Here is a 25712-nt window from a genome sequence, read left to right on the forward strand (position 1 = left end):
TATTAATACCGAAAAGAACTGAACTCAATGCCGCAAAATAACATCACCCCATGCGGCGTCGAAGCTGATGGACACCAGCTTCTGGTCCCGTTGGACGCAGTAGATGGGCAGCTGCCGCGCGGCGGCGGAGGCCCCCACGGCGGCAGGGTAATTGACCACATAGAACATTGCCGCCGCCAGACAGAGGCAGGCTGCCGCCGTCCACCACTTTTTTTCGATGAAGAAAATCTTGATGTGTTCCCGTTTTTTTGCCATCATTACAGCACTCCCGTTCCTTTAGATAGCAAATCATATGAAAAATGCGCCTGGAACATGAGCGTTCCAGACGCGTTTTTCCTCACCGGTCGCCGGGAAAGCGGAGCCCCGCCCCCAGCCGGGCCTGCTCCACCGCCTCCACCGTGTCTACAGTGATGTCCAGCTGGCTGTAGGCCGTATCGCAGTCGCCGGAACGGATCAGGCCGGTGATGGCTTGCACCTCGTAGAACCAACGGTTGGGGTTGGGCTGGCGGTCGATTACCTCCTCGCCCTCCCGGGTCACCACCTGGAGCCGGGCCAGGCCGTTGCTGCCGTTGTGGATGTGGATGTACCCCTGTTCTCCCTCGATCTGATAGGAGCTGACACCTTGGACGTCCTTCGCCCCGGCCAGGGAGGCGGTGAAGCCGGGGTACTCCATCAGCACCACCCCAGAGGTGTCCGCTCCGTTGGCGAAGCGGTTGGGGTGGTAGACCGCCGCCTGCGGCCTGCCGAAGAGGGCGATGGTCAGGTACACGTTGTAGTAGTTGATGTCCATCAGACAGCCGCCCGCGAAGGCGGGGTTGAAGACGTTGGGGACCTCCCCGGCCAGCAGCCTTTCGTAGCGGGCGCTGTACTGGGTGTAGTTGCCCAGCACCAGCTTTACCTGGCCGATCCTGGTCAGGCTCTCCCGCAGGGGCGGGTAGTTGGGCAGGAAGGTGGTGGGGACGGCCTCGATGAGAAACTGCCGCCGCTCCTTTGCCAGCTCCACCAGCTCCCGTGCCTGGTCTCCCCGGGTGCAGAAGGGCTTCTCGCAGATGACATGCTTCCCGGCCAGCAGAGCTGCCTTGGTCTGCTCGTAGTGGAGCAGGTTGGGGGAGGCGATGTACACCACATCGACGCTTTTGTCCTTCAGGAAGGCGTCCAGGTTGGTGTGGACGGTTTTCGCGCCGTAGGCGCCGGCCAGCTCCTGCCCCGATGCCTGGGAGCGGGAATAGACTGCCTCCAAATGGATTCCCTCGGTCTGCTGTACGCCGTCCAGGATTTCCCGGACGATCATCCCGGAGCCGATGGTACCCAGACGAATTTCATTCATTTCGGTTCCCCTCCATGGGATTTGGCCTCCGCAGTGGCCTCTTCCAGGATCTCCAGGACGCGGATGACCTCCTCGTCCCGGACGCATTTTTCCCCGCCGTGCTCAATGGCGGCGATCAGGCTGTCGTAGATGCGTTCGTAGTGGGCGCAGCCCACAGGGACCGCCTCGGTTACCGGCTGGCCCGCCCCGTCCCGGTAGACCAGGGTGCCCCACCGGTCCCGGGGAGCGGGGGCGGTGCTGATCTGATGCCGTCCCACCGGTTTGGCCTTTCCCGAGTTGTGGATCACCGGGGGCAGGGTAAAGCTGCCGTTCGTGCCGTGGAGGGTGAAGCGGGGGTAGTCGATCTGAACGCACATGCTGGTGTTGACCGAGGCTTTGCAGCTTCCGTAGAAAAACTCCAGGTCGTAGTAGTCGTCCCCAATGCCGGGGTGGTGGATGGAGCGCACGTCGAAGCGGGTCCTCTCCGGCATCCCCAGCAGGCTGATGATCTGGTCGATCTGGTGGACCGCCAGGTTGTACAGGGTGCCCAGGTGGTCGTACCAGCCGTTGGGGCGGAAGTAGTCGTAGTGGCTCTCCAGCCGCACCAGCTGGCCCAGCTTGCCGCTCCGGACCACCTCCTGGACGGCCAGGAAGTCGGCGTCAAACCGGCGGTTCTGGTTAGGCATGCACACCAGCCCCTTCTCGTTGGCCAGAGCGAAGACCTCCCGGGCCTGGGCCGCCGTGGGGGCGAAGGGCTTTTCCACCAGAGCGTGTTTTCCGGCGGTTAAAATCTGTTTGGCGTAGGGCACGTGGAACCGGTCCGGGGCGCTGACCACCACCAGATCGATCTCCGGGTCGGCCAGCACCCGGTCCAGGTTGCTGGTGAAGGTCAGCTCGGGGTAGAAGGGTTCGTACCCGGCAAACTGGGGGACGTCCTCCTCCCGGCGGAAGATGTATTTCACCCGAACGTCCTCCCGGCCCTCCACATAGGGCAGGTGGTACTCCCGCACGCTGACGCCAAAGCCGATGCAGGCGATGGTAAGCATGATCCCGCCCCCTTACGCCTTCTCCGCCAGCTGGCGCATTTTGGCCCGCTGCAGGTTCTCTTTCATCACCGGACCCACCGTCTGGACCAGGATGACCACGATGAGCACCAGACCCTGGAAGGTGTCCTGAATGTCCACGCTGAGGCCGGGGATGGAGACGATGATGAAGTTGATGGTGGTATAGGACAGAGCGCCGAAGATCACGCCCACCATATTGCCCTTGCCGCCCGCCATGCTCACACCGGCCAGCACCACCGAGGCGATGGCGTACATCTCGTAGCTGACGCCGGAGGAGGCGGGGGTGACGTTGCCGATCTTGCAGGCCTGGAGCATGCTGGCCACTCCCACGCAGATGCCGGTGAGGATGAAGACGGAAATTTTCACCCAGGTGACGTTGATGCCCGCCAGCCGGGCGCTCTTCTCGTTGGAACCCACGGCGTAGATGGTCTTTCCGTACTTGGTTTTCTTGGAGATGACGATGAACAGGACTGCCATCAGCAGGAAGACGAAGGTGATGTAGGGGATGGAGAAGCCGCCGATGGCCAGCTTGCCGGTGCCGAACTTCATGCGCAGGAACTCATACCGGCTGTTGTCGCTGAGCATGGCGAACTGGCTGGAGGAGGAGCCGCTGATGGCCGGATCGATCTTCCGCACCACCGACAGGGTGAGGGAGCGGTAGATGAGCATGGTGCCCAGGGTGACCACAAAGGGGGGCATTTTGCCAAAGCCCACCAGCAGGCCGTTCACCGCCCCGCACAGCGCGCCGGTGATGACGGCGGCCAGGGCCATGAGCAGGATGGAGTTGGTGGTGTTGAAGACGATGATGGTCACGCCGGTGCACAGCACCAGCTGGGAGCCCACCGACAGGTCGATCTGGCCGGTGATGATGACGAAGGCCATGCCAAGGGCGATGGTGCCCACGATGACAGTGTTCTGGCTGGAGAGGATGGCGGCGATGTGGCTCCATTTGAAGGAGTTGCCGTTGGAGTGGATGGTCAGGGCGTAGCCGATCATGATGATGAACAGCACAAAGATGAAGCTGTACTGGGACCAGACCCTGCCCAGTGAGCCGCCCAGGCCCTGTTTCTCGTTTTTCATGATTTTGCCTCCTCACTGGTCTTGACCGCATTGGTGGAGTAGAGCATCACATCCTGCTCGTTGACCTGATCGTGGGGGAAGGTTTTCACAATGCGCCCCTCGTAGAACACCACGCAGCGGTCGGCCACCTTTTGGATCTCGGGGATCTCCAGAGTGTTGATGATGACGGTTTTGCCCGCCTCGGCAAAGCTGAGGATCAGGCGGTAGATCTCCTCCTTGGCCCCTACGTCCACCCCCTGGGTGGGGTTGTCGAAGAGGAGCACGTCCGCCCCGGTGTTCAGCCACCGGGCCAGGAAGACCTTCTGCTGGTTGCCGCCGGACAGGGACAGGATGCTCTCGCCGCTGTCCCCGGCCTTGATGTGCAGGCTCTCCTTCTGGGCCTGGTAGCGCCGCTCCTCCTCCGGACGGCGGATGAAGGGCTGCTTTCCCGACAGCTCGTGCTCGGCCAGGTAGAAATTTTCCAGGATGCTCATGTCGGGCACCACCGAATTCTCCTTCCGGTTGGCGGGGAGCATGGCCACCCCGTGCTTCATGAACCGGACGATGCTGCCGCCCATGGGACGGCCGTTGACCCGCATGGTCCCGCCGCCGGCGGGGAGGGCGCCGAACATGGTCTGCATCAGCTCGCTGGCTCCGCAGCCCGCCAGACCGGTGAAGGCCACGATCTCTCCCCGCTTCACCGTCAGGTCCACGCCGGAAAAGCCCTGGCCGGTGTAGTGTTTCAGCTCCAGCACCGTCTCTCCCAGCGCCCGGGGGACATACACGTCCTCGTCCACATACTGGCTGCCCACCATGGCGGAGGTGATCTCGTGGGGGCTGGTGTCCTTTATATATCCGGAGGAAATGAACTCTCCATTCCGAAGCACGGTGTACCGGTCAGCGATGGAAAAGATTTCCGGCATCTTGTGGGAGATGAAAAGGAAGGATTTCCCCTGTGCTTTCAATTTTTTCAGAATCTCAAACAGGTGGTCGATCTCGTTGTTGGACAGGGCCGTGGTGGGTTCGTCCAGGATCAGCAGCTTGGCGTCGGCGTAGAGGGCGCGGCAGATCTCCAGCAGCTGCTTCTCGCTGGTTTTCAGCTCGGACACCATGGCGGTGGGTTCAATGTCCACCCCCAGGTCCTGGAACAGCTGCCTGGCCCGGGCCACCTGCTCCCGCTGCCGCAGCAGGCCGAACCGGGTCAGCTCCCGGCACAGGAAGATGTTGTCGGCCACGGTCAGGTCGTTGATCACGTTCAGCTCCTGGTGGACAAAGGCGATGCCCGCCGCCTCCATCTGCTGGATGGTGGGGGTGGGGTAGTCCTTTCCGTCGAAGGTGATGGTACCGGCGTCCGCCGGGATCACCCCGGTGAGGATGTTCATCAGGGTGGATTTGCCCGCCCCGTTTTCCCCCAGCAGGGCGTGAATCTCCCCCTCCTCCACCGACAGGTGGATGTCAGACAGGGCCTGGGACCCGCCGAAGGCCTTGGATACATGGTTCATTTCAAGGATCGTCATAGCGCACTCTCCCTGTAGTTTGATACAAGAGAGCGGATGCGGGGCGAACCCCGCATCCGCTCCGGTGGTTTATGATCTGCGGTGGATGTGCCAGGCTCAGTGGCCCTGGAAGCCCTCGTACTGGCTGACGTTGGTGGGATCGACGATCCACACGGGCTGATACTCGCCTGCGCCCACCTCGTAGCTCCAGTTGCCGGCCAGATAATCCAGGCCGGTCTCAATGACGTCCTCCATCATCTTGGGGCTGAAGTACATGGACATCATGTCGTCGAAGTACTGCTTGGCCAGGTCGGACTGGTCGTCGGTGCCGGCCATCACGTCGTAGAGCTCCTGCATGCCGCCGATGGCGGAGATGTACACGTCCATGGCCTCCAGGTCGGCCAGGGTGGCGGGGGAGGCGCCGGCCTCCAGGTAGTTGAGCACGCCGAAGGTCATCTCATCGTCCATGGAGTAGATAAACAGCTTGCCGCCATTGGCCTTGGCGGCGGCCACGATCTCGTCGAACTTCTGCTCGATGTAGCTGTGGGCGCCGTCGGCGGACCAGTTGCACACCACGGTGTAGCCGTTGAAGACGGCGTCCAGCTGATCCTGAGTCCAGACCTCGGTGGTCTTGTAATTGCCGGTCTGGGCGTCCTGATACTCCACCTCGCCCTTCAGGAACTGCTCAAAGCCCTCCTGGCGGCGGGAGCACACGGTGCCGTTGTCGCCGTAGAGCACCACCACGGTGTCGCCGGGCTGCATGCCGTTCTTCTGGAGCCAGTAGGCGATGCCCGCGCCGCACTGCCAGTTGTCGCCGGAGGCGTTGAGGATGGCGTACTTCTCGGTGGCCTCAATGATGCGGTCGAAGGAGATGAAGGGGATGCCCTCGGCGTAGAGGGCCTCCTGGCCGGCCTGGGCGGAGTCGTCCAGGGCCATCATGACCACCAGAACCGCGTCGCCGTTGGCGATGATGGTCTGGCAGTGGTCCACCTGCTCCTCACCGGAGGAGGCGGGGATGTAGGTGGCCTTGTACTGGCCGGCGGCGGTGATTTCATCGCACTTGGCCTGGGCGTAGGCGCCGGCCTGGGCGGTCCAGCCGTGGTCAGGGGTTGGACCCAGCACATAAACGGTGTTCTTGCCGTCGTTTCCGGCGGGGGTGGACGAGGCGGGGGTGGACCCGCTTGGGGTGGACCCGCTTGGGGTGGAGCCGCTGGGCTGACTGCCGCCGCCGCAGGCCACAAGGGACACAGACATGGCAAAAGCCAGCGCGAGTGCTGCAAACTTTTTCATTGTTCTTCCTCCATACAATAAAATTTATAACAACCGCCTTCGCGGCTATTAACGGTTGGGAGCGGGAGCCGTCACAGCTTCACATCCACGGGGCGGCCCTCCTCCGAGGAGCGGATGGAGGCGAAGACCGCCTTCATGGAGCGGATTACGTCCCCGGCGTCCAGCACGCTGGGCCGGTTCTGGGACACGGCCTCCACAAACTCGTCGATGACCCCGGAGGCCGTCTGATCGTCGTTGGTCTGGATCTTTTCCAGGTCGAAGTACCGGACCTCCCCCTCCTTGGGGATGAGGGTGATGGAGTGGGCGGGGTCGTCGTAGATGCGCAGGATGCCCTTGGTGCCGTAGAGGACGGTGGAGTTGTCCTCCGCGCCGTAGTGGGTCCAGCTGGCGGTCATGGTGCCAAAGGCTCCGCCGGAGGTCTCGTAGATGCAGATGGCGTTGTCGTCCACGCCGATGAGCTGGCCGTCCGCCCCCCGCTTGTCCAGGGTGAGCAGCCGGGCGGTGGTGCGCACGATGTCCTGGCCCAGGATGTAGCGGAGCATGTCGGTCTTGTGGATGCCCAGGTCGGCCATAGCCCCCATGGCGGCCCGCTTTTTGTCAAAGAACCAGGTGTTGTTCCCCGGGGTGATGGACCAGGTCTCCGGCCCGCCGTGGCCGAAGGTGGTGCGGAAGGTGACCACCCGGCCGATCTCCCCCGCCGCCACCAGCTCCCTGGCCTTGACGTGGGCCTTGGCCAGCCGCTGGTTTTGGCCGATGAGCAGCCGCTTGCCCGCCTTGTCCGCCTCGGCCAGCATGGCCTCGCACTCGGCCAGGGTGACGGCCATGGGCTTTTCGCACAGCACGTGCTTGCCCGCCCGGAGGGCGGCGATGGCCAGCTCCGCGTGGGCGTGGTTGGCCACGCAGACGGACACCCCGTCGATGGCGGGGTCGTCCAGCAGCTCCTGGACGGAGGCGCAGGCCCTGCCGCCGTATTTGGCGGCGATCTCCGCCGTGCGCTGAGCGTCCGCGTCGAAGAAGGCGGTGAGCTTCGCCTCCGGATTGGCGGCGTACTCCGGGATGTGCCGCACCTGGGCGATCTTGCCGCAGCCGATGATTCCGATGTTTCTCATAAAAATCCTCTCCTTTGATTCAGATCCGTTTCAAGTTCCCTGGGGCGGGGCGGCCGATTCCCGCTTCATCAGGCGGTGGGGGAGAAGGGCGCGCTCCGAAGGGACCGCCGTCTCGTTTTGCGGGCCGTCCAGCAGGTCCACGCTCTGCCGTCCCAGCTCGTGGCAGGGCTGGGCGATGGTGGTCAGGTAGGGGTGGACCATGGTGGTGTAGTCCACGTCGTCAAAGCCGGTCACCGTCAAGTCTCGGGGCACGTCCAGCCCCAGCTCCTGGGCGGCGGAGATGACGCTGAGGGCCAGAATGTCGGAGATGCAGAAGACCGCCGTGGGCCGCGGGACGGCGGCCAGCAGGGTCCGGGCCGCCTCCTGGCCGGAGGCGAAGGAGTAGACGGCGTCGGCCTGGGCGTACCAGCTCTCCTCCACAGGCAGGCCGGCCTGGGCCATGGCGTCCAGATAGCCCTCCCGGCGCAGGCGGGTGGAAATGTACTGGTTGTCCGCCCCCAGCATGGCGATGCGCCGGTGGCCCAGCTCCTGGAGGTAGACCGTCATCTCCCGGGCGGCCCCGTAGTTGTCGATGGACACCGAGGGACAGGCCAGACCGGGCACATATTCGCAGCACTGGATGATGGGAAAGCGGCCGGCATAGCGGTCCAGCCAATTGTAGTCCTGGCGGCAGCCCAGCAGGATGGCTCCGTCCGCCCGGCGGCTGTCCAGCATTTGGAGAAAATGCCGTTCCCCGCCGGCGTGGCCCAGGGTGTTGCAGATGAGCACACTGTATTCCAGCTCCCAGGCCCGGTCGCCGATGCCGGTGAGGATGTGGGAGTAGTAGGGGTTGGAGAAGTTGGGGGCCAGAGCCAGAATCACCCGGCTCTCGTTGCGCCGCAGATTTCGGGCCGACTGGTTGGGGACATAGTGCAGCGCCTCGATGGCCTCCCGCACCCGCTGGGCGGTGGCGGGCTTGACCGCCGGGCTGTTGTTCAGCGTCCTGGACACCGTGGCCACGGACACGCCCGCACGCCGGGCGACCTGTTCGATCGTTACCAAGGTCCAACCTCCTGTCCAGCTGGCTGAAAATGTAATCCATTACATTCTTCCTGTATGTCTATGATAACAGTTTTGTCTTCGACTGTCAAATATCTTTTGTGCAGTTTTGCAAGTTTGTGTGCTTTGGCAAATTTCAAGGACGAATTTGTATCTTTTGACGAATCTCATAATTTCCCTTGACAAAAATCCCATTTGCATTTAGGCTGAAAGCACAAATTTGTGGAGAAGGAGCGTGGTCCCATGATTCAATTTGGCCTGCTGACCGCGATTTTAGACGGCTGGTCCTACGAGGAGGCGGTGGACATTGCCGCCGGGCTGGGCTTTCAGTGCCTGGAGGTGGCCTGCTGGCCCGCCGGCAAGGCGGAGCGCCGGTACGCCGGCGTGTCCCACATCGACGCGGAGCGGGTGCTGGAGGACGGCGCTTACGCCCGGCACGTGCTGGACTGCGTTCATGAGAAGGGGATGCACATCTCTTCCCTGGCCTACTACCCCAACACCATGGACCCGGACCCGCTCAAACGGGCCGCTGCGGTGGAACACCTGAAGGCGCTGATCCGGGCCTCCGCCAGGCTGGACGTGAACATGGTGACCACCTTCATCGGCTGCGACCAGCACAAGACGGTGGAGGAGAATATCGAGCTGTTTCAGCAGATCTGGCCCCCCATCATCAAGCTGGCGGAGGAACAGGGGGTGAAGGTGGCCATCGAGAACTGTCCCATGCTCTTCGGCCCGGACCAGTGGCCCAACGGACAGAACCTGATGCGCTCTCCGGCGCTTTACCGCAGGCTGTTTGAGCTGATCCCCTCCCCCAATTTCGGGCTGAACTTCGATCCCAGCCACTACGTCTGGCAGGGGATGGACTACATCAAAACCATCTACGACTTCCGGGACCGGCTGTTCCACGTCCACTTCAAGGACATCAAGCTCTACCCCGAGAAGCTGGCCGAGTGCGGCGTGATGGCCTATCCCCTGGACTACATGTCCCCCAAGCTCCCCGGCCTGGGCGATGTGGACTGGGGCAAGTTTGTCTCCGCCCTCAACGACATCCGCTACAGCGGCGATGCCGTCATCGAGGTGGAGGACAAGGCTTTTGAGGACAGCCGGGAGGATATTCTCAAGTCCATCCAGCTCTCCAAGCGGTATCTGGACCAGTTTATCATCTGAGCAGCAAAATAAGCAGGCTTCCCTGCAAAGGGAAGCCTGCTTGTTTTCTGACATGCCGGCTGGACTTACTGGAAATTCCGGATGACGATGCCCTCGGCCTCGAAGGCGCTGCGGATGCGCTCCACAAAGGCCAGAGCCTTGGCCCCGTCGCCGTGGACGCACAGGGTGTCGCCCCGGATGGGCACGTCCTTGCCGGTGATGGTGGTGACCATGCCCTCCTTCACCATGCGGATGCAGCGCTCCACCGCCAGGTCCTCATCGGTGATCATGGAGCCGGGCTGTTTCCGGGGCACCAGATTCAGGTCGTCCTGATAGGCCCGGTCGGCAAAGATCTCGGCCGCCGTTTTCAGGCCCATCTTCTCGGCCTCCTCGCCCAGGACGGCCCCGGCGCAGTAGAAGATCATGATGGAGGGGTCGATCTCATACACCGCCTCGCAGATGGCCTTGGACACCTCCCGGTCGTACTGGCACAGGTTGCCCAGCGCGCCGTGGGGGGCCACATGCTGCAGCTTCAGGCCGCTGCTGTGGGCGAAGGCCCACAGAGCGCCGATCTGGTACTTCATATAGTTCTTGACCTCGTCGGGGCTGAGGACCATCTTCCGGCGGCCGAAGCCCATCAGGTCGGGGTAGCCGGGGTGAGCGCCCACCGCCACCCCCCGCTCCTTGGCGGTGCGGACCACCCGGTCCATGACCATGGGGTCACCGGCGTGGTAGCCGCAGGCGATGTTGGCGGAGGTGATATAGGGGAGGATGCCCTCGTCGTTGCCGATGGTGTAGGCGCCGAAGCTCTCCCCCATATCGCTGTTCAAGTCGATCTGATACATCAAGGTTCACTCCTTTTTCAATCATGAACGGGACGCGGCGGCGCGCCCCGTTTTTCATCCGGTGTGCCGCACGACCTGGACTTGGTAGCTCCGCCCGTTTACGGTGACCCTGTAGGCGGTCCCCACCGCCTGCGCCGGTACCGGCGCAGGCGGGGACTGGGGCTGATCCAAGCGGGCCTTCAGGGCCTCCAGCGCCTGGGCGGACTCCCGCCAGAGCCGGTGGGCCTCCTCCACGGATACCGCCTGGAACCGGATTACGTCGCCGGTTTTGCGCTGGCCCACCAGAGGCAGGTCGGCGGAGATGACGGTGGCGATCTTGGTGTAGCCGCCCACCGTCTGCCGCTCGGCCAGCATGATGATGGGCTGGCCCGAGGTGGGGACCTGGATGGCGCCGGTGGCCATGCCGTCGGAGATGATGTTGCCGTCCTGCTTGTGGGCGATCACAGCCCCCTCCAGGCGGCAGCCCATACGGTCAAAGTCCTTGCTGACGGTGTAGGGCTGGGACAGGAAGGTGTCGATGCCCTCCTTTGTGAACATGTCGTCCTGGGGGCCCAGGATGACCCGGATGACGGCCTCCTTCCCCGCCGGGGCGGGGACCGGAGCGGTCCGGGGCAGAGGGAGGCGGGGATTCGGGGCCCGGAAGCCGATCCGGTCCCCCTTGGCCAGCTTGCGGCCCTGATAGCCGCCCACCTGGTTCTGCAGGGCGGTGGCCCGGCTGCCCATCACCTGGGGAACGTCCAGCCCCCCGGCGAAGGCGATATAGGCCCGGCAGCCGGTTTTGGCGGCCCCCAGCTTCAGCTGGTCGCCGGCCTTCACCGCCACCGCCTGATACATGGGACAGGGCTGGCCATTGAGGGCGGGTCCCATGTCCGCGCCGGTGACGGCGACCACATTGTCCGCGTCGAAGCGGAGGGTGGGGCCCAGAACGGTGGCCTCCAGGGCGCTCTCCCCCATGGGGTTGCCCACCAGAAGGTTGGCGGTGCGGAAGGCGTTCTGGTCCATGGGACCGGCCGGGGACATGCCAAACTGCTCATATCCGTACCGGCCCTCGTCCTGAATGGTGGTCAGAACACCGGGATTTTCTGCGGTAAAGCCCATCGTCACGTCCCCCTTTCATAGGTCCTGCACTGGTACTCGCCCAGCTCCACCTGCCGCTTGATCTCCATAAACTCCGCCTGATCCACCGGGACGTGGCGAATCCACTGGCCCGCCTTCAGCAGGAAGGGGTTTTCCTTCCGGTAGTCGCAGGCCAGGATGGGGGTGGTGCCGATGATGTTCCAGCCGCAGGGCTGGTCAAAGGGAATGATGTCGCTGAGGGCCAGCTGGACCACGATGCTGCCGCCGGGGATGCGCACCCGGGGGGACTCCCGCCGCTTGAAGGAGAAAGGATGTTCAAACCGGGCGGTGTAGGGGTGCCCCGGGGCGAAGCCCAGCATGTACACGTAGTAGTCGCTGCCGCTGTGAATCCGGATGATCTCCTCGGGGGTGGTGTTCTCCAGTCTGGCGATCTCCTCCAGGTCCAGGGCGTACTCCCCCTCGTAGAGGACAGGAATCTCGGTGACGGTGGCGCGGGGCAGGTGGGAAAGGTCCAGGCTGGCGGCGGCGGCCTGAATGGTCTCTTTCAGCTGGTCCAGGTCGGCCCGCAGGGAGTCGTAGTGGATGAGCAGAGCCCGGTAGGTGGGGACCAGCTCCCCTATGCCGGGGATCGTTCTCTGCTCCAGGTCGTATTTCAGGGCGCGGACCTTCTGGTTGACCTCCATGCTGATCTCGTTCTCAAACTCCACCAGAAGGGCCTGATCGCCCACATAGCGCAGGGTGTAGTCAGACACAGCGTTTTCCTCCATCCAATCCGCAGCTGCTCAGCTGTTGTAGATCTTGGGGTCGAACTCGCTCTCGCTCTTGGACACGATCACGGTGGTAGCGGCGTCGCCCACCACGTTCAGCATGGTCAGCACCATCTCGCAGGGCTTGTTCATGGCCAGGATCAGGGAGTAGATCAGGGTGCACAGCTCGGTGCCGAAGCCGGCGCCGGTGAGCACCGCGTACAGCATCACGGTGCCGGCGGCGGGGATGGCGGGGGTGCCCATGGAGGCGCAGATGGCCAGCAGGGTCATGGTGGCGTAGTGCATGGGGGTGACCTCCAGGCCGGCGCAGGTGGCGATGAAGGCGGCGCCCACAATGTGCATGATGGCGGTGCCGTTCATGTTGATGGTCATGCCCACAGGCAGGACAAAGTTGGTAATCTCCTCGCTGCAGCCCAACTCGTTGACGCAGGTCTCCTTATTCAGGGGCAGGGCGGGGGCGGATGCGGCGGCGCCGAAGGCGATGATGGCAACCTTGATCATCTTCTTCATGAAGATGAAGGGGTTGCAATGGGTGGAGGCGGCGATGGCGGCGGGGTAGGCCACAAACAGGTAGATGACCAGGACGAGCAGGGTCACCAGGATGTAGGAGAAGATGTTGCTGACCTGATCAATGCCGTAGATGGCGAAGGTGCGGGTGACCATGCAGAACACGGAGATGGGGGAGCAGGTGATGATCAGGAAGTCCAGGAATTTCTGGGTGATTTGGGCGGCCTCGCCGCAGAAGGTCTTGAACACGGTGATCTGGCTGCCCATGGAGGCGATGCACACGCCGATGGCCACCGCGCAGGCGATGACGGCCAGCATCCGGTTGTTGGTGGTCATGGGAGCGATCAGGTTGTCGGGCACGGCGTTGACGATGGTGACCAGGATGTTGCTGGTCTCGATCTCGGTGACGTTGGCCGCGGCCTGGTCCACGCTGAAGGGACGGTAGATGTTCATGCCGATGACGATCTCAGAGGCGACGGCGGCCAGGACGCAGGCCGCCAGATAGAACAGAACAAAGGCGATGATGGTTTTGCCTGCGATGCGGCCCAGCTTTCTCATATCGTTCATGCTGCACACAGACATGATGATGGAGAAGAACACCATCGGGACGATGGCCAGCTTCAGGGCGTTGGTGAAGACGGTCTGGACGATGTAGAACAGGCCCAGCGCGCTGCGTCCGGCGCTGACGGTGATGTCCTGGAAGAAGATCATGTTGATGATATTCCAGGTGTCGGGGGCCATGGAGGTCTTGGCCAGGCTGGCGATCACGCCGAATACGACGCCCAGGATCAGACCGGTGATCATGCGCTTGACAAAGTTTTTACGTGCTTTTTCTCCCATGTTGGTCACTCCTTTAAAGTAGTTGGTTCTGCGGGGTCCTCTTGCCGGTTCTTAGTATAGCATAAGGAGGGACATGGGGTAAAATGAATAATTTTAAGGAATATTATTTAGAATTTCTATATTCAATGACGAAATTTCATCGATCTGTCAAATATCGGGATTTTGAATAATGTGCCATAAAATTATCTATTTGCCGGGCCGTTCTTTACGTGTTATACTCAAAATACCGAATTTAAACCACAAAACGATTGATCGGGAGGATAAGTTTCATGAAAATCGTAGTATTGGACGGATATACCGAAAATCCCGGCGACCTGAGCTGGGACGAGCTGGGGAAGCTGGGGGAGCTGACGGTCTATGACCGCACCAGCCTCTCCGATGAGGACGAGGCCATCGCCCGCATCGGGGATGCGGAGGTGGTGTTTACCAACAAGACCCCCATCACCAAAAAGATCATCGACGCCTGCCCCGGCATGAAGATGATCTCCATGCTGGCCACCGGTTACAACGTGGTGGACTACGTCTACGCCGCCGAACAGGGCATCCCCGTTACCAATGTACCCACCTACGGCACCGCCTCGGTCAGCCAGTTTTCCATCGCCCTGCTGCTGGAGGTGTGCCACCACATCGGCCACCACGACGCCTCCGTCCACGCCGGCAACTGGGCCAACTGCATCGACTGGTGCTACTGGGACTACCCCCTCATCGAGCTGGAGGGCAAGACCATCGGCATCATCGGCTTCGGCCGCATCGGCCAGACCGAAGGGCGCATCGCCAAGGCCATGGGCATGAAGGTGCTGGCCTATGACCTGTACCCCAACGACTCCGGCCGGGAGATCGCGGAGTATGTGGACCTGGACACCCTCTACGCCCAGGCCGATGTGATCACCCTCCACTGCAACCTGACCCCGGAGAACACCTGCATGATCAACAAGGACTCCATCGCCAAGATGAAGGACGGCGTGATCCTGATCAACAACGCCCGGGGCCAGCTGATCAACGAGCAGGACGTGGCCGACGCCCTGAACAGCGGCAAAATGGGGGCCGCCGGTCTGGATGTGGTGTACACCGAGCCCATCCGCGCCAACAACCCCCTGCTCCAGGCCAAGAACTGCATCATCACTCCCCACATCTCCTGGGCCCCCAAGGAGAGCCGCCAGCGCATCATGGACTGCGCGGTGTCCAACGTCAAAGCCTATCTGGACGGCAAACCTGTCAATGTGGTCAACCTGAAATAAGGGGAGAGAGCTATGAGTTTGCGTTCCGATGCGCAGAGCATCATCTCCGCCTCCATCCGGGCGGTCCAGCCTGACGCCGCAGTCCAGCGCGCCCTCCGGGGCCGGGAGTTTCCCGGCCGGGTGGTGCTGGCGGCGGCGGGCAAGGCCGCATGGCAGATGGCCAAAGCCGCCAGGGACTGCCTGGGGGACCGGATCAGCGCCGGAGTGGTGGTCACCAAATATGGCCACGTGTCCGGCCCCATCCCCGGCTGCACCTGCTATGAGGCGGGCCACCCCGTCCCCGACGAGAACTCCTTTCAGGGCGCCCAGGCGGTGCTGGACCTGGTCTCCGGGCTGACGGAGCAGGATACGGTCATCTTTCTGCTGTCCGGCGGGGGGAGCGCCCTCTTCGAGAAGCCGCTGGTCCCCGGAGAGGAACTCCAGGACGTCACCAGCCAGCTGCTGTCCAGCGGGGCGGACATCGTGGAGATGAATACCATCCGCAAGCGGCTGTCCGCCGTGAAGGGGGGGCGCTTCGCCCAGCTGTGCGCCCCCGCCCGGGTGTTTGCCATCGTCCTCAGCGACATTTTGGGCGACCCGCTGGATATGATCGCCTCCGGCCCCGCCTGCGCTGACCAGTCCACCTGTGAGCAGGCCCTGGCCATCGCAGAGAAGTACCGCCTCACCCTCACCCCCCGGGCCAAGGAGCTGCTGGCTCAGGAGACCCCCAAGGCTCTTGACAATGTGGAGACTCAGATCACCGGCAGCGTCCGGGAGCTGTGCGCCGCCGCCGCCAGCGCTGCCCGGGAGCTGGGCTATGAGCCGGTTATCCTCACCGACCTGCTGGCCTGTCAGGCCAGGGAGGCGGGGGCCTTCCTGGCCTCCATCGCCCGCACCCACCAGGGGCGGGGGAAAAAGCTGGCCTTCCTGGCGGGGGGAGAGACGGTGGTGAAGCTCACCGGCTCCGGCAGGGGGGGCCGCAATCAGGAGCTGGCTCTGTCCGCCGCCCAGGGCATCGAGGGACTGGACAGCGTGCTGGTCTTCTCCCTGGGGTCCGACGGCACCGACGGCCCCACCGACGCCGCAGGAGGCATAGTAGACGGCCGGACGGCCTCTGTGCTCCGGGAGCAGGGCCTGCTGATCCACCAGGTGCTGGAGGACAACGACGCCTACCACGCCCTGGCCAAGGCGGATGGCCTGATTGTCACCGGCCCCACTGGGACCAACGTCAACGATGTGGCGGTGGCGCTGATCGGTGGATAATATAAAATTTTGTAATATTCAAAATAAAGAATATAAATTTTACAAATAAGCGAGTTTGTGCTATAGTGATGACATCAACCGAAAGGAGAATGAATCATGTTTCATCCTGCCAGCCGTATGGAAGCCCTTCCCTTCTCCGAGATCCGTGTGATGATGGAGAAAGCGACCCAGATGCAGAAGAACGGTGAGGACGTGATCCACATGGAGATCGGCCGCCCCGACTTCGATACCCCCCAGGTCATCAAGGAGGCCGCCAACCAGGCTCTGGCCAACGGCAACGTGTTTTACACCTCCAACTACGGTACCCCCGAACTGCGCCAGGCTATCGCCGACAAGCTGAAGCGGGACAACGGCATCGATTACAAGGCCGAGGAGATCCTGGTGACCATCGGCGTGGGCGAGGGTACCTATGCCGCCGTGGCCGCCTTCACCGAGCCCGGCGACGAGATTCTGGTCCCCGACCCGGTGTGGCTCAACTACATCCACGTGCCCCACTTTTTCGGCGCGGTGCCGGTCAGCTACAAGCTGAGGGAGGAGAACGACTACCAGATCGACCTGGACGAGATCGAGGGCCTGATCACCTCCAAGACCAGGATGCTGGTCATCAACACCCCCGGCAACCCCACCGGCGTGGTCCAGTCCCGGGAGACCCTGGAGAAGCTGGCCGAGATCGCCAAGAAGCACGATCTGATCGTGGTCTCCGACGAGATCTACGAGAAGCTGGTCTACGACGGGGCCAAGCATGTGAGCATCGCCGCCCTGCCCGGCATGAAGGAGCGGACCATCACCCTCAACGGCTTCTCCAAATGCTACTCCATGACCGGCTGGCGTCTGGGCTACGTGGCCGCCCCGGTGGAGTTCATCAAGGCCATGGTCCGGGTCCACGCCTACATCAACACCTGCGCCCCCTCCTTTGTCCAGGAGGCCGGCATCACCGCCCTGGAGAAGGCCGAGCCCGACGTACAGGAGATGGTGAAGGAGTACCAGCGCCGCCGGGACTACACCGTGTCCGCCATCAACGCCATCGACGGCCTGAGCTGCAAGACCCCCGGCGGAGCCTTCTACATCTTCGTCAACATCAAGGAGCTGGGAAAAACCTCCGCAGAGATGGCCGACTATCTGCTTGACACCGCCAAGATTGCCGCCGTGCCCGGTTCCGCTTTCGGTCCCCAGGGCGAGGGCTACATCCGCCTGTCCTACGCCTGCAGCTACGAGCGCATCGTGGAGGCCATGGACCGGCTGAAGAAGGCCGTGGAGGCCCTCAAAGCGTAAACGCCTCCCCCAGAGGGATGTGGAATTTGAGGTCCTCCAGATAGAGGGCCAGCTGCTCCTCAAAAAACTCCAGCGCCGGTTCGCTGGTGACCAGCGGGAAGCGGTGGGTGATTTTGTAGCAGCACCGGTCGGGCGGCGGGTTTTGCAGCTCGCTGACGTAAATGGGCCGGGAACGGGCCATGTCGCAGACGACGGATTCGGGCGCGATCATCCAGCTCTGGCCCTCCTGCCAGAGGCGGCGGGCCAGGGTGATGGTGTCGGTGGAGACGCAGGGCCGGGAGTAATTGGTCAGCCACTGGTTGTGCCAGAGCTGGTAGGGGTCGTCCCACTTGAGAAAGATCTCCCGGGAGGGGTCCAGCTCCTCGGTGTGGACCAGGGGCTTGGCCACCTCCGGCTGGGTGGACTGCATCAGGTAGAATTTTTCCTGAAAGACCTGCTCGCAGATGATGTTTTTGTAATGCAGGTGGTAGAACACGAAGGCCACGTCGATGTCGTGGTTGTCCAGGATGCTGTACAGCTCTGCCGACTGGTGGGTGCGCACGTTCAGGTCCACGATGGAGTCGGGTCCCATCAGCTCCCGGTAAAAGGGGGCCAGCAGCGCCACGTTGACGCTGTCGGTGCAGCCCACCGAGAGCAGCACCCGGTCCCGGCTGCGCTTCAACAGCCTGGTCTCCTTCCAAAGGGAGAGCATCCGCTCAGCGATGGGGATGAACTCCGTCCCCTCTGGGGTCAGCTCGATCTGCTTGAACCCCTTGCTGCGGGTGATGAGCGCAAAGTCCAGCTCCTTTTCCAGCACCTTGAGCCGGTGGCTGATGGTGGGCTGGGAGAGAAACAGGGTCTCTGCGGTTTTGGAGATGCTCTTTGTGTTGACGATGGTCAAAAACATTTCCACATCGGTCAGATCCATAGAGGGTTACCTCCTTAAATATTTGTTTTTTCTATATTATAAACGATAATTCGAGTTTTGGAAAGAAGGTTTTTATTATGGCAGTTGGATGCAGGATCAGACGCAACTTTGAACGCCCGGACCGGGCTCTGGTGGAGGCGTTCCGGGGGATCCCAGTGGCCAATATTGACGACTGCATGGGCCGTCTGGCCAGCGTGGACGCCGGCCTGGAACCCATGAACCACTCCCCTATGCTGGGTACCGCCTTTACCGTGCTCTGCCCCGCCGGCGACAACCTGATGTTCCACAAGGCCCTGGATATGGCCCAGCCTGGCGACGTGCTGGTCATCGCAGCTCGGGGCAGCCTCAGCCGCGCCCTGTGCGGCGAGATCATGGCCACCTACGCCAAGAGCCGCGGCCTGGCCGGCTTCATCATCGACGGCTGTGTCCGGGACCGGGACGAGCTGGCCCAGTTCACCGATTTCCCCATCTACGCCCGCGGCGTTGTGCCCAATGGCCCCTATAAGAACGGCCCTGGCGAGATCAATTTCCCCGTCAGCGTAGGCGGCCAGGTGATCTGTCCGGGTGACATCCTGGTGGGCGACGGCGACAGCGTGCTGGTGGTCAAGCCCGAGGACGCGGAGCGGGTCGCCAAGGAGGCCGCCGCCGTCCAGAAGAAGGAACAGGGTCAGATTGCCGACATCCTGGCCGGGAAGGGCTTCCCCCGTCCCTTTGTGGACCAGGTGCTGGAGCAGATCGGCGTGGAGTACGTAGACTGATTTCCTTCCGGACTGGACGCGTCCGCGTTGGAGGCGTCCAGTCACAAGCGGTTTGAGTTTCGAGATTGAAAACCCGCTCCTTTGGGAGCGGGTTTTTCCTGTTAAAATCCCCTGCGCATCTTTACCAAAAGTCTTGTTTGTGATATACTACACTCCAACTGAGCCTAAAATCCGCAAGGAGGATGACGAACTATGGACCTGAGCGAAAAAATGGTGAGCAGTCAAACCATCTTCGAGGGGAAGATCATTAAGGTGACGCTGGACCAGGCCCGGCTGCCCGACGGCACACTGGCGGGACGGGAGGTCGTGTACCATCCCGGCGGGGTGGCGGTGCTGGCCCTGGACGAGGACAACACCGTCTATCTGGTCAGGCAGTACCGCTATCCCATCCAGCAGCTGCTGCTGGAGCTGCCCGCCGGCAAACTGGACCACGGCGCGGAGGAGGACCGTCTGCTGGGCGCCCAGCGGGAGCTGAGCGAGGAGACCGGCCTGGAGGCGGCGGAGTGGACCTATCTGGGTTACACCCTGGCCTCTCCCGGATTCTGTGACGAAGCGCTGCACATGTACCTGGCCCGGGGGCTCGCCCGGAAGAAGCAGCACCTGGACGCGGACGAGTTTCTGGATGTGGTCACCATGCCCTTTGACCAGCTGGTCCGGCAGGTGATGGACGGTACCATCACCGACGGCAAAACGGTGTCCACCACCCTGAAGGTAAAGGTCCTGCTGGGCCTGTAAGCGGATAGAACAGGAGGTCAACGCATGGGAAAAAAGGTCCTGATTGTAGAGGATGAGCAGAGCATTGTGGACATTTTGTCCTTCAACCTGACCCGCGAGGGCTATGACACTCTGGAGGCCCTGGACGGCCCCACCGGTCTGCAGCTGGCCCTGGAGCAGAACCCGGATCTGGTGCTGTTGGACCTGATGCTGCCCGGCATGAGCGGCTTTGACGTGTGCCAGAAGCTGCGGCAGGCGGGGTCCATGGTGCCCATCGTCATGCTCACCGCCCGGGAGGAGGAGGACGACAAGGTCCGGGGCCTGGAGCTGGGGGCGGACGACTATATTACAAAGCCCTTCAAGAACCGGGAGCTGATGGCTCGGGTGAAGGCCAACATCCGCCGGATGGGGATGGCGGCTCCTGCCGCCGTCCCCGCTCCCGCGCCGGAGGAGGGCGCGCCCCTGGGCCAGCGGGTGCAGGTGGACGAGGAGCGGGCCACCATTTTTAAAGACGGGGCCTCTCTGGACCTGACCCAGCGGGAGTACGATCTGATCCGTTTCCTGGCCGCACGGCCGGGGAAGATCTTCTCCCGGGAGGCCCTGATGGAGCACGTGTGGAACTACGAGGGCTACGTGGGCGATGTGCGGGCGGTGGATGTGGCCATCCGCCGCCTGCGGGAGAAGATCGAGGATGACCCCGCCTCCCCCGTCTTTATCAAGACCAAGCGGGGAATGGGGTATTACTTCGGGGAGTAACGTCCCGTTTTTGCAGGAGCAGCCCCCTTTGCGGCCTGCTCCATAAGGAAGCTTGCATCTGAAAGGAGGTTCCGCCATGCTGCGCAGCCTGCATATGAAGCTGGTCATGATCATGATCCTGCTGATCATGTCGTTGATGATCGTGGTGGGGGCCTTCCTGATCAACTCGGTGACCGCCTTCTACATGGAGGACTTTTACAGCCAGGTCTCCGACGTGTTCCAGGACCCGCTGCTGTACCACGACCTGATTACCCCCTCCGAGGAGGAGGAGGACGGGGCGGACCAGCTGTTCCAGGTGCTGAACGCCTACGCCGGCGAGCTGGGGGTGGACAACCGCAACCGCAAGCTGTACATCCTGGACGGCAGCGGGGTGGTCCGCGTCTCCCCTGACGGAGGGGATGTGCAGCTGGAGTACACGGAAAACCTGACATTTGCCCTGGCCTCCGGCCTGGAGACCGGCGAGGTGGGGGACGAGAGCAATCTGGCCCTGGATTACATGGACGTGGCCATCCCCATCCACCGGGGCGGGGAGGACTACATCGTCTATATCCTGGACAACAAGTCCACCTCCAACGACCTGACCGACCAGATGCTGGTGCTGATCATCGAGGCCCTGATCTTTGGCCTGGTGATCTCCATCCTGCTGTCCTTCCTGCTGTCCAAGACCATGGTCACCCCCATTCAGAGCCTGACCGAAGGGGCCATGCGGGTGGCGGAGCGGGATTTCTCCAAAAAGATTAAGGTGCCCTCCCAGGATGAGATCGGCGTGCTCACCGACACCTTCAACGACATGGCCGGCCAGCTTCAGGACACCCTGCGCCAGGTGGAGAACGAGCGCAACAAGCTGGACACCCTCTTCCTCCACATGACCGACGGCGTGGTGGCCTTCTCCCGGGCGGGACTGGTCATCCACTCCAACCCCGCCGCCAACCGGATGCTCCGCCGGGCCATCGGGCCGGAGACCACCTACGAGGAGCTGTTCGGTGAAATCGCCCCCCTGGAGCGGGCGCTGGACACCCCCGACCACCTGGAGGGGGAGCTGCAGGTGCGGGACAGCTTTTTCCAGCTGCTCATGGCCCCCTTCGACCGGGGCCGGGCGGGGGGCGGCGCGCTGGCGGTGCTCCACGACGTCACCGAGCAGAGGAAGAACGAGGAGCTGCGCCGGGAGTTTGTAGCCAACGTCTCCCACGAGCTGCGCACCCCGCTGACCAACATTCGCTCCTACGCTGAGACCCTGATGGAGAGCGCCAGGGACATGCCGCCGGAGATGGAAAAAAAGTTCCTGGGGGTCATCCTCAACGAGAGCGACCGCATGACCCACATCGTCCAGGACCTGCTCACCCTGTCCCGGTTCGATTCGGAGCGGGACGAACTGAAGCTGTCGAAATTCCCCTTTGGAGAGGCGGTGCGGGACATTTACAACGCCGTCTATATGGAGGCCCAGAAGCACAACCACACCCTCACCCTGGACCTGGAGCCCGACCTGCCGGACATCCTGGCCGACCGGGAGCGGGTGCTGCAGGTGATGATGAACATCGTATCCAATTCCATCAAATACACCCCCGACGGGGGCCACATCGACATCTACGCCGGCCGCCGGAGGGACCGGGTCTGGATGATCGTGGACGACGACGGCATCGGCATCCCCGAGGAGGACCGCCCCCGGGTTTTTGAGCGGTTCTACCGGGTGGACAAGGCCCGCTCCCGCCAGTCGGGGGGTACTGGGCTGGGGCTGTCCATCGCCAAGGAGATCGTGGAGCGCCACCGGGGACGCATCACCCTGCTGAACAAAGAGGGGCCCGGTCTGGCCATCCGGCTGGACCTGAACATTGAGGGACCTGGCGATGGAAGGTAGAAAGCAGCAGGTGGCGGAGCGGCTGAAGGATGTGCTGATCCTTCTGCTCACTCTGTCCGCCCTATGGCTGGCGGCCCAGACGCCGCTGGCCGCTCCCCTGGGGGGCCTGTTCCAGGAGGAGGGCCGCCAGACGGTCACGGCCCCCGGCCAGGAGGTGAGCTGGGGGACGGGCGCTCTGCCCATGGCTATGGTGGTCAATCTGCCCGGCGGGACCAATCCCTCCCTGACCATCCCCGAAGGGAGCGAGAGCGTGCGCCGGGGCCTGCAGTACGATCAGGCCGCCTGCCAGGAGCTGTTCCAGCGGGTGGCGGGTCCCCTGGTGGAGGCCCTGTCCAGCGCGGGCGCGCCGGAGCGGATCACCCGCCGGGAGTGGGAGGAGACACTGACCGGCGCTCTGGGGGTGTATATGGACTTCCAGGGCCGGATTCCCATGCCCGTTTTGGCGGGATGGCTGTCGGTGCGGGACACCCAGCTCACCGCCACGGTCCGGCGTCTGGTCCTCACCGTGTGGGAGGACGGGGTGGACCTGTACTACCGGGACGAGGAAGACGGCGGGTACTACCGCTGCCGGTCTGAGGTGGCCGACCCCTTTTCCCTGGCGGAGGCCCTGTCCGGCCTGACGGGCAACGGGGCCTTTTACGCCTTTGAGTCGGAGCTGTATCAGAGCCTGGACCCGGACACCCTGTTCTTTGCGGAGACGCCCGCCCTGGCGGTGTATTCTGCCGCCAATCCCATGAGCGCCGGGCAGGAGACCCTCCAGAGCCTGGTCCAGGACCTGGGCTTTTCCCTGAGCTCCACCAGCTTCTACTCCACTGACGAGCAGGTGGCCCGCAGCGGGGACGACAGCGTGCGCCTGTCCGACCGGGGGTGGTCCAGTACCAGTATGAGGGCCGCCAGGGGGGAGGGTTGTTCCCCGTGCTGAGCCAGGGGGAGGCGGGCAGCCTCTTCGACAGCGTGGAGACCTGCCGCCAGATCGCCCTGTCCGCCATGGGGACCCGGTGCGGCGAGGCCCGGCTCTACCTGATGTCGGTCCAGACCCGGCAGGAGGGCTGGGAGATCGACTTCGGCTACAGTCTGAACGGGGTCCCCGTGCTGAACGAGGGGGGCGCGCCGCCCGCTTCCTGGTAGAGGGGGGCGAGGTGGTCCAGTTCTCCCTGTATCTGCGCAGCTATACCAACAGTGGCGTGACCTCCCTGGTGCTCCCCCCAGACAGAGCGCGGCCGCCCTGCTGGCCAAGGGGCTGGAGGGCCAGGAGCTGCTGCTCACCTATTCCGAGGCCGGGACGCCGCCGCCGCCGGCTGGTCGGCCAGGGACAACCGCCGGGAGGAGGGCTGAGCCATGCCGTGGAGCAAGATGAAAAACATCATTCTGGTCATCCTGGCGGTGACCAATCTGGCCCTGCTGGTGCTGGTGGGCGGCCGGGCCATCCAGGGCAGCCGCCTGCTCAGCCGGGCCAGGGAGGACTCCATCCAGTTCCTCCGGGGCCGGGGGTGGAGGTGGACGAGAGCGTGATCCCCCAGGCCATCGAGCTGCCCCCCCAGACCGTGGAGCGGGATCTGGAGGGGGAGGAGAAGGCCGCCGCCGCCCTGCTGGGCAGTCCGGTGACCGCCGAGTCCCGAGGGGGCGAGGTGTACCGCTACTACAATGAAAAGGGCTCGGTCCAGTTCCACAGCGACGGCACCCTGTCCGCCCAGCTGGAGGAGGGGGCCTTCCCCTGAGCGGCGACCGGGCGGCGGCCTGCACGGCCCTGATGGAGCGGATGGGCTTTCAGGGAAGCATCACCGGCGGGGAGGGGGAGGCGCTCATCTTCCGCCAGACCTGGAAGGAGATCCCGCTGTTCACCCAGCAGGTGACCCTGGTGTGCCGGGGACAGGAGCTGTCCGCCATCACTGCGGGCCGCCAGCTGGTGGGCCGGCCCCAGCTGGACCCCTCCCGGGAGACCATCTCGGTGGCCACCGCCCTGATCCGGTTTTTTAACGGCGTGGGCGCGCTGGGGGATGTGTGCAACCGGATCGACGCCATTGAGCCGGGCTACGTGGCCGCCGCCTCTCTGTCCGGCCCCATTCTGCTCACCCCGGTGTGGCGGGTGACCACCGACACCGGAGCCTATCAGCTGGATACCGTCACCGGAGGGGTGACCCGGGTGTCCTGAACGGGGCGGGCGGCGCATATTCTGGAGGGGGCGGACCGTCCCCCAACCTACCATCCCCAAGGAGGAACCCTATGTCAGATCGAACCCGCCCCATCGGCGTCCTGGATTCCGGGATCGGGGGCTTCAGCGTAGCCCGGCAGGTGCAGAGGCTTCTGCCGGAGGAGGACCTGCTCTACTTTGGCGACGGCGCCCACATCCCCTACGGCAACCACGATGAGGAGACCATCGTGGCCATGGCCCGGTACATGTTCCGCTTTCTGGAACAGCGCCAGGTCAAGGCCCTGCTGGTGGCCTGCAATACCATCTCCTGCGTCCTGGACCGGTGCGGGGACGCGGTGTCCTGTCCGGTGTTCAACGCGGTCCAGGCCGGGGTGGACGCGGCGGCCGGGCTGGAGGTGGATAAGGTGGGGGTGATCTCCACCGTGTTTACCCACAACGCCCGGATTTACCCCAAAAAGCTGTTGGCCCAGAGTCCCCGGAAGCTGGTGGTACTCAGCTGCGGCTGCTCCGACCTGGCCAGGCTGGTGGAACACAGCCTGGGCGATCCGGATGGGATGATCCAGGTGGAGGAAAACCTGCGCCAGGAGCTGGACCACATGGTGCTGGAGGAGAAGGTGGACTGCTGCGTACTGGGCTGCACCCACTACCCCCTGGCGGCGGACCGCATCCACAAGCTGTACCCCGGCCTGCCCCTCATCGACCCGGCGGAGGAGATGGCCCGGTCCCTGCGTACCTATCTGGAGGGGGCGGGCCTGTCCAACCCGGAAAAAAGACCGGGCAGGCTGACCATCTATACCACCGGCGACGTGGCCGAATACGCCCTCCGGGCCCGTCAGGTGGGGCTGGAGCGGGTGGACCGGGTGGAGTTTTACCCGCCCATGGCGCTGAGCGGACAGAGGAGGGAGGAGCTGCCATGAGTTTGCTGCCGATCAAAAAGGGGATCAATTTTTCGGGCCCCACCGCCAGACCCTTCGCCAGCAAGAAGGCTATGACCGCCTTCCTCAAGGGCTGGAGAGGGGGCTGGACAGCCGGGACGAGATGGGCCGGAACCTGCTGTCCTGCTGCGCCCTGCTCTACCGGCACTACAGCGGAGACAGGCGCTTCCAGGCCGACGCCCGCCGGGCGGAAAAGCGGGCGGGGGAGCTGCTCGCCATGGGCATTTCCCTGACCCAGCCCGATTTTGCCGGCAAGACCCCCCAGGACCACCTGAGCGAGGCGGGGCTGACCGGGCTGCAGCCATAGAAAGACGGGCGGCCAAAGGCCGCCCCTACAAA

General features: G+C 63.4%; 28 protein-coding genes. 15 read left to right on the forward strand and 13 right to left on the reverse strand.

Features of this window, described 5'->3' with window-relative positions; genetic code table 11:
- Nucleotides 1–24: 24 nt before the first annotated feature.
- From VV088_RS20330 to VV088_RS20365, 8 genes are all read right to left on the reverse strand, one after another.
- Nucleotides 25–258, reverse strand: a complete 234-nt coding sequence (locus VV088_RS20330; RefSeq protein ID WP_334602475.1) for a hypothetical protein — start codon at nucleotides 256–258, stop codon at nucleotides 25–27.
- Nucleotides 259–337: 79 nt separating this feature from the next.
- Nucleotides 338–1327, reverse strand: a complete 990-nt coding sequence (locus VV088_RS20335) for a Gfo/Idh/MocA family protein (protein WP_334602476.1) — start codon at nucleotides 1325–1327, stop codon at nucleotides 338–340.
- Nucleotides 1324–2352, reverse strand: a complete 1029-nt coding sequence (locus tag VV088_RS20340) for a Gfo/Idh/MocA family oxidoreductase (RefSeq protein WP_334602477.1) — start codon at nucleotides 2350–2352, stop codon at nucleotides 1324–1326. Before VV088_RS20340 ends, VV088_RS20335 begins: the two co-directional genes overlap by 4 nt.
- Before the next feature lie 12 nt (nucleotides 2353–2364).
- Nucleotides 2365–3450 carry an ABC transporter permease gene (locus VV088_RS20345; protein WP_334602478.1) on the reverse strand — a complete coding sequence of 362 codons (1086 nt, stop codon included), beginning with the start codon at nucleotides 3448–3450 and terminating at the stop codon, nucleotides 2365–2367.
- Nucleotides 3447–4946 carry a sugar ABC transporter ATP-binding protein gene (locus tag VV088_RS20350; protein ID WP_334602479.1) on the reverse strand — a complete coding sequence of 500 codons (1500 nt, stop codon included), beginning with the start codon at nucleotides 4944–4946 and terminating at the stop codon, nucleotides 3447–3449. Before VV088_RS20350 ends, VV088_RS20345 begins: the two co-directional genes overlap by 4 nt.
- Before the next feature lie 96 nt (nucleotides 4947–5042).
- Nucleotides 5043–6215: a substrate-binding domain-containing protein gene (locus tag VV088_RS20355; RefSeq protein WP_334602480.1), complete on the reverse strand. Its 1173-nt coding sequence runs from the start codon at nucleotides 6213–6215 to the stop codon at nucleotides 5043–5045.
- Between the two features lie 71 nt (nucleotides 6216–6286).
- On the reverse strand, nucleotides 6287–7324 hold the full coding sequence (locus VV088_RS20360) for a Gfo/Idh/MocA family protein (RefSeq protein ID WP_334602482.1): 1038 nt from the start codon (nucleotides 7322–7324) through the stop codon (nucleotides 6287–6289).
- 30 nt (nucleotides 7325–7354) lie between these two features.
- On the reverse strand, nucleotides 7355–8365 hold the full coding sequence (locus VV088_RS20365; RefSeq protein WP_334602483.1) for a LacI family DNA-binding transcriptional regulator: 1011 nt from the start codon (nucleotides 8363–8365) through the stop codon (nucleotides 7355–7357).
- Between the two features lie 243 nt (nucleotides 8366–8608).
- On the opposite strand from VV088_RS20365, the gene VV088_RS20370 reads away from it, so the two are divergent.
- Nucleotides 8609–9529, forward strand: a complete 921-nt coding sequence (locus VV088_RS20370) for a sugar phosphate isomerase/epimerase family protein (protein WP_334602866.1) — start codon at nucleotides 8609–8611, stop codon at nucleotides 9527–9529.
- 65 nt (nucleotides 9530–9594) lie between these two features.
- Here the strand turns inward: VV088_RS20370 and VV088_RS20375 are convergent, their stop codons facing one another.
- The 4 genes from VV088_RS20375 to VV088_RS20390 are packed head-to-tail and all read right to left on the reverse strand — an operon-like array spanning nucleotide 9595 to nucleotide 13544.
- Nucleotides 9595–10353 carry a LamB/YcsF family protein gene (locus VV088_RS20375; protein ID WP_334602484.1) on the reverse strand — a complete coding sequence of 253 codons (759 nt, stop codon included), beginning with the start codon at nucleotides 10351–10353 and terminating at the stop codon, nucleotides 9595–9597.
- A 54-nt stretch (nucleotides 10354–10407) separates the two neighbouring features.
- Nucleotides 10408–11451 (reverse strand): biotin-dependent carboxyltransferase family protein, encoded by a 1044-nt coding sequence (locus VV088_RS20380; protein ID WP_334602485.1) that lies wholly within the window; start codon nucleotides 11449–11451, stop codon nucleotides 10408–10410.
- Between the two features lie 2 nt (nucleotides 11452–11453).
- On the reverse strand, nucleotides 11454–12182 hold the full coding sequence (locus VV088_RS20385) for a 5-oxoprolinase subunit B family protein (RefSeq protein ID WP_334602486.1): 729 nt from the start codon (nucleotides 12180–12182) through the stop codon (nucleotides 11454–11456).
- A gap of 30 nt (nucleotides 12183–12212) precedes the next feature.
- The gene (locus tag VV088_RS20390) at nucleotides 12213–13544 is read right to left on the reverse strand and encodes a dicarboxylate/amino acid:cation symporter (protein WP_334602487.1); all 1332 of its coding nucleotides are present in this window, start codon (nucleotides 13542–13544) and stop codon (nucleotides 12213–12215) included.
- Nucleotides 13545–13813: 269 nt separating this feature from the next.
- On the opposite strand from VV088_RS20390, the gene VV088_RS20395 reads away from it, so the two are divergent.
- From VV088_RS20395 to VV088_RS20405, 3 genes are all read left to right on the forward strand, one after another.
- Complete coding sequence (locus VV088_RS20395; RefSeq protein ID WP_334602488.1) at nucleotides 13814–14782, forward strand: D-2-hydroxyacid dehydrogenase; 969 nt, start codon at nucleotides 13814–13816, stop codon at nucleotides 14780–14782.
- 12 nt (nucleotides 14783–14794) lie between these two features.
- The gene (locus tag VV088_RS20400) at nucleotides 14795–16024 is read left to right on the forward strand and encodes a glycerate kinase type-2 family protein (RefSeq protein ID WP_334602489.1); all 1230 of its coding nucleotides are present in this window, start codon (nucleotides 14795–14797) and stop codon (nucleotides 16022–16024) included.
- A gap of 96 nt (nucleotides 16025–16120) precedes the next feature.
- Complete coding sequence (locus VV088_RS20405; RefSeq protein ID WP_334602490.1) at nucleotides 16121–17296, forward strand: pyridoxal phosphate-dependent aminotransferase; 1176 nt, start codon at nucleotides 16121–16123, stop codon at nucleotides 17294–17296.
- Here VV088_RS20405 and VV088_RS20410 read toward each other — a convergent pair.
- Nucleotides 17286–18203 (reverse strand): LysR family transcriptional regulator, encoded by a 918-nt coding sequence (locus VV088_RS20410; protein WP_334602491.1) that lies wholly within the window; start codon nucleotides 18201–18203, stop codon nucleotides 17286–17288. The genes VV088_RS20405 and VV088_RS20410 overlap by 11 nt on opposite strands.
- Nucleotides 18204–18280: 77 nt before the next feature.
- On the opposite strand from VV088_RS20410, the gene VV088_RS20415 reads away from it, so the two are divergent.
- From VV088_RS20415 to VV088_RS20465, 11 genes are all read left to right on the forward strand, one after another.
- Nucleotides 18281–18961: an RraA family protein gene (locus VV088_RS20415; protein WP_334602492.1), complete on the forward strand. Its 681-nt coding sequence runs from the start codon at nucleotides 18281–18283 to the stop codon at nucleotides 18959–18961.
- 192 nt (nucleotides 18962–19153) lie between these two features.
- Nucleotides 19154–19696 carry an NUDIX hydrolase gene (locus tag VV088_RS20420; protein ID WP_334602493.1) on the forward strand — a complete coding sequence of 181 codons (543 nt, stop codon included), beginning with the start codon at nucleotides 19154–19156 and terminating at the stop codon, nucleotides 19694–19696.
- A gap of 24 nt (nucleotides 19697–19720) precedes the next feature.
- A complete protein-coding gene (locus VV088_RS20425) occupies nucleotides 19721–20431 on the forward strand; it encodes a response regulator transcription factor (protein ID WP_334602494.1) in 711 nt (236 codons plus the stop codon).
- A 76-nt stretch (nucleotides 20432–20507) separates the two neighbouring features.
- Nucleotides 20508–22286, forward strand: a complete 1779-nt coding sequence (locus VV088_RS20430) for an ATP-binding protein (RefSeq protein WP_334602495.1) — start codon at nucleotides 20508–20510, stop codon at nucleotides 22284–22286.
- Nucleotides 22276–23208 (forward strand): hypothetical protein, encoded by a 933-nt coding sequence (locus VV088_RS20435; RefSeq protein WP_334602496.1) that lies wholly within the window; start codon nucleotides 22276–22278, stop codon nucleotides 23206–23208. Before VV088_RS20430 ends, VV088_RS20435 begins: the two co-directional genes overlap by 11 nt.
- Nucleotides 23202–23414, forward strand: a complete 213-nt coding sequence (locus VV088_RS20440) for a hypothetical protein (RefSeq protein ID WP_334602497.1) — start codon at nucleotides 23202–23204, stop codon at nucleotides 23412–23414. Before VV088_RS20435 ends, VV088_RS20440 begins: the two co-directional genes overlap by 7 nt.
- Before the next feature lie 210 nt (nucleotides 23415–23624).
- Nucleotides 23625–23798, forward strand: a complete 174-nt coding sequence (locus tag VV088_RS20445) for a hypothetical protein (protein WP_334602498.1) — start codon at nucleotides 23625–23627, stop codon at nucleotides 23796–23798.
- The gene (locus tag VV088_RS20450; protein WP_334602499.1) at nucleotides 23783–24004 is read left to right on the forward strand and encodes a hypothetical protein; all 222 of its coding nucleotides are present in this window, start codon (nucleotides 23783–23785) and stop codon (nucleotides 24002–24004) included. Before VV088_RS20445 ends, VV088_RS20450 begins: the two co-directional genes overlap by 16 nt.
- A gap of 41 nt (nucleotides 24005–24045) precedes the next feature.
- Nucleotides 24046–24438, forward strand: coding sequence for a hypothetical protein (locus VV088_RS20455; protein WP_334602500.1), 393 nt, complete (start codon nucleotides 24046–24048; stop codon nucleotides 24436–24438).
- 71 nt (nucleotides 24439–24509) lie between these two features.
- Complete coding sequence (gene murI / locus VV088_RS20460) at nucleotides 24510–25355, forward strand: glutamate racemase (RefSeq protein WP_334602501.1); 846 nt, start codon at nucleotides 24510–24512, stop codon at nucleotides 25353–25355.
- A 121-nt stretch (nucleotides 25356–25476) separates the two neighbouring features.
- On the forward strand, nucleotides 25477–25680 hold the full coding sequence (locus VV088_RS20465) for a hypothetical protein (RefSeq protein ID WP_334602502.1): 204 nt from the start codon (nucleotides 25477–25479) through the stop codon (nucleotides 25678–25680).
- Nucleotides 25681–25712: the final 32 nt, after the last annotated feature.

The sequence above is a fragment of the Lawsonibacter sp. JLR.KK007 genome (assembly GCF_036941135.1).
Classification (GTDB): Bacteria; Bacillota; Clostridia; order Oscillospirales; family Oscillospiraceae; genus Lawsonibacter.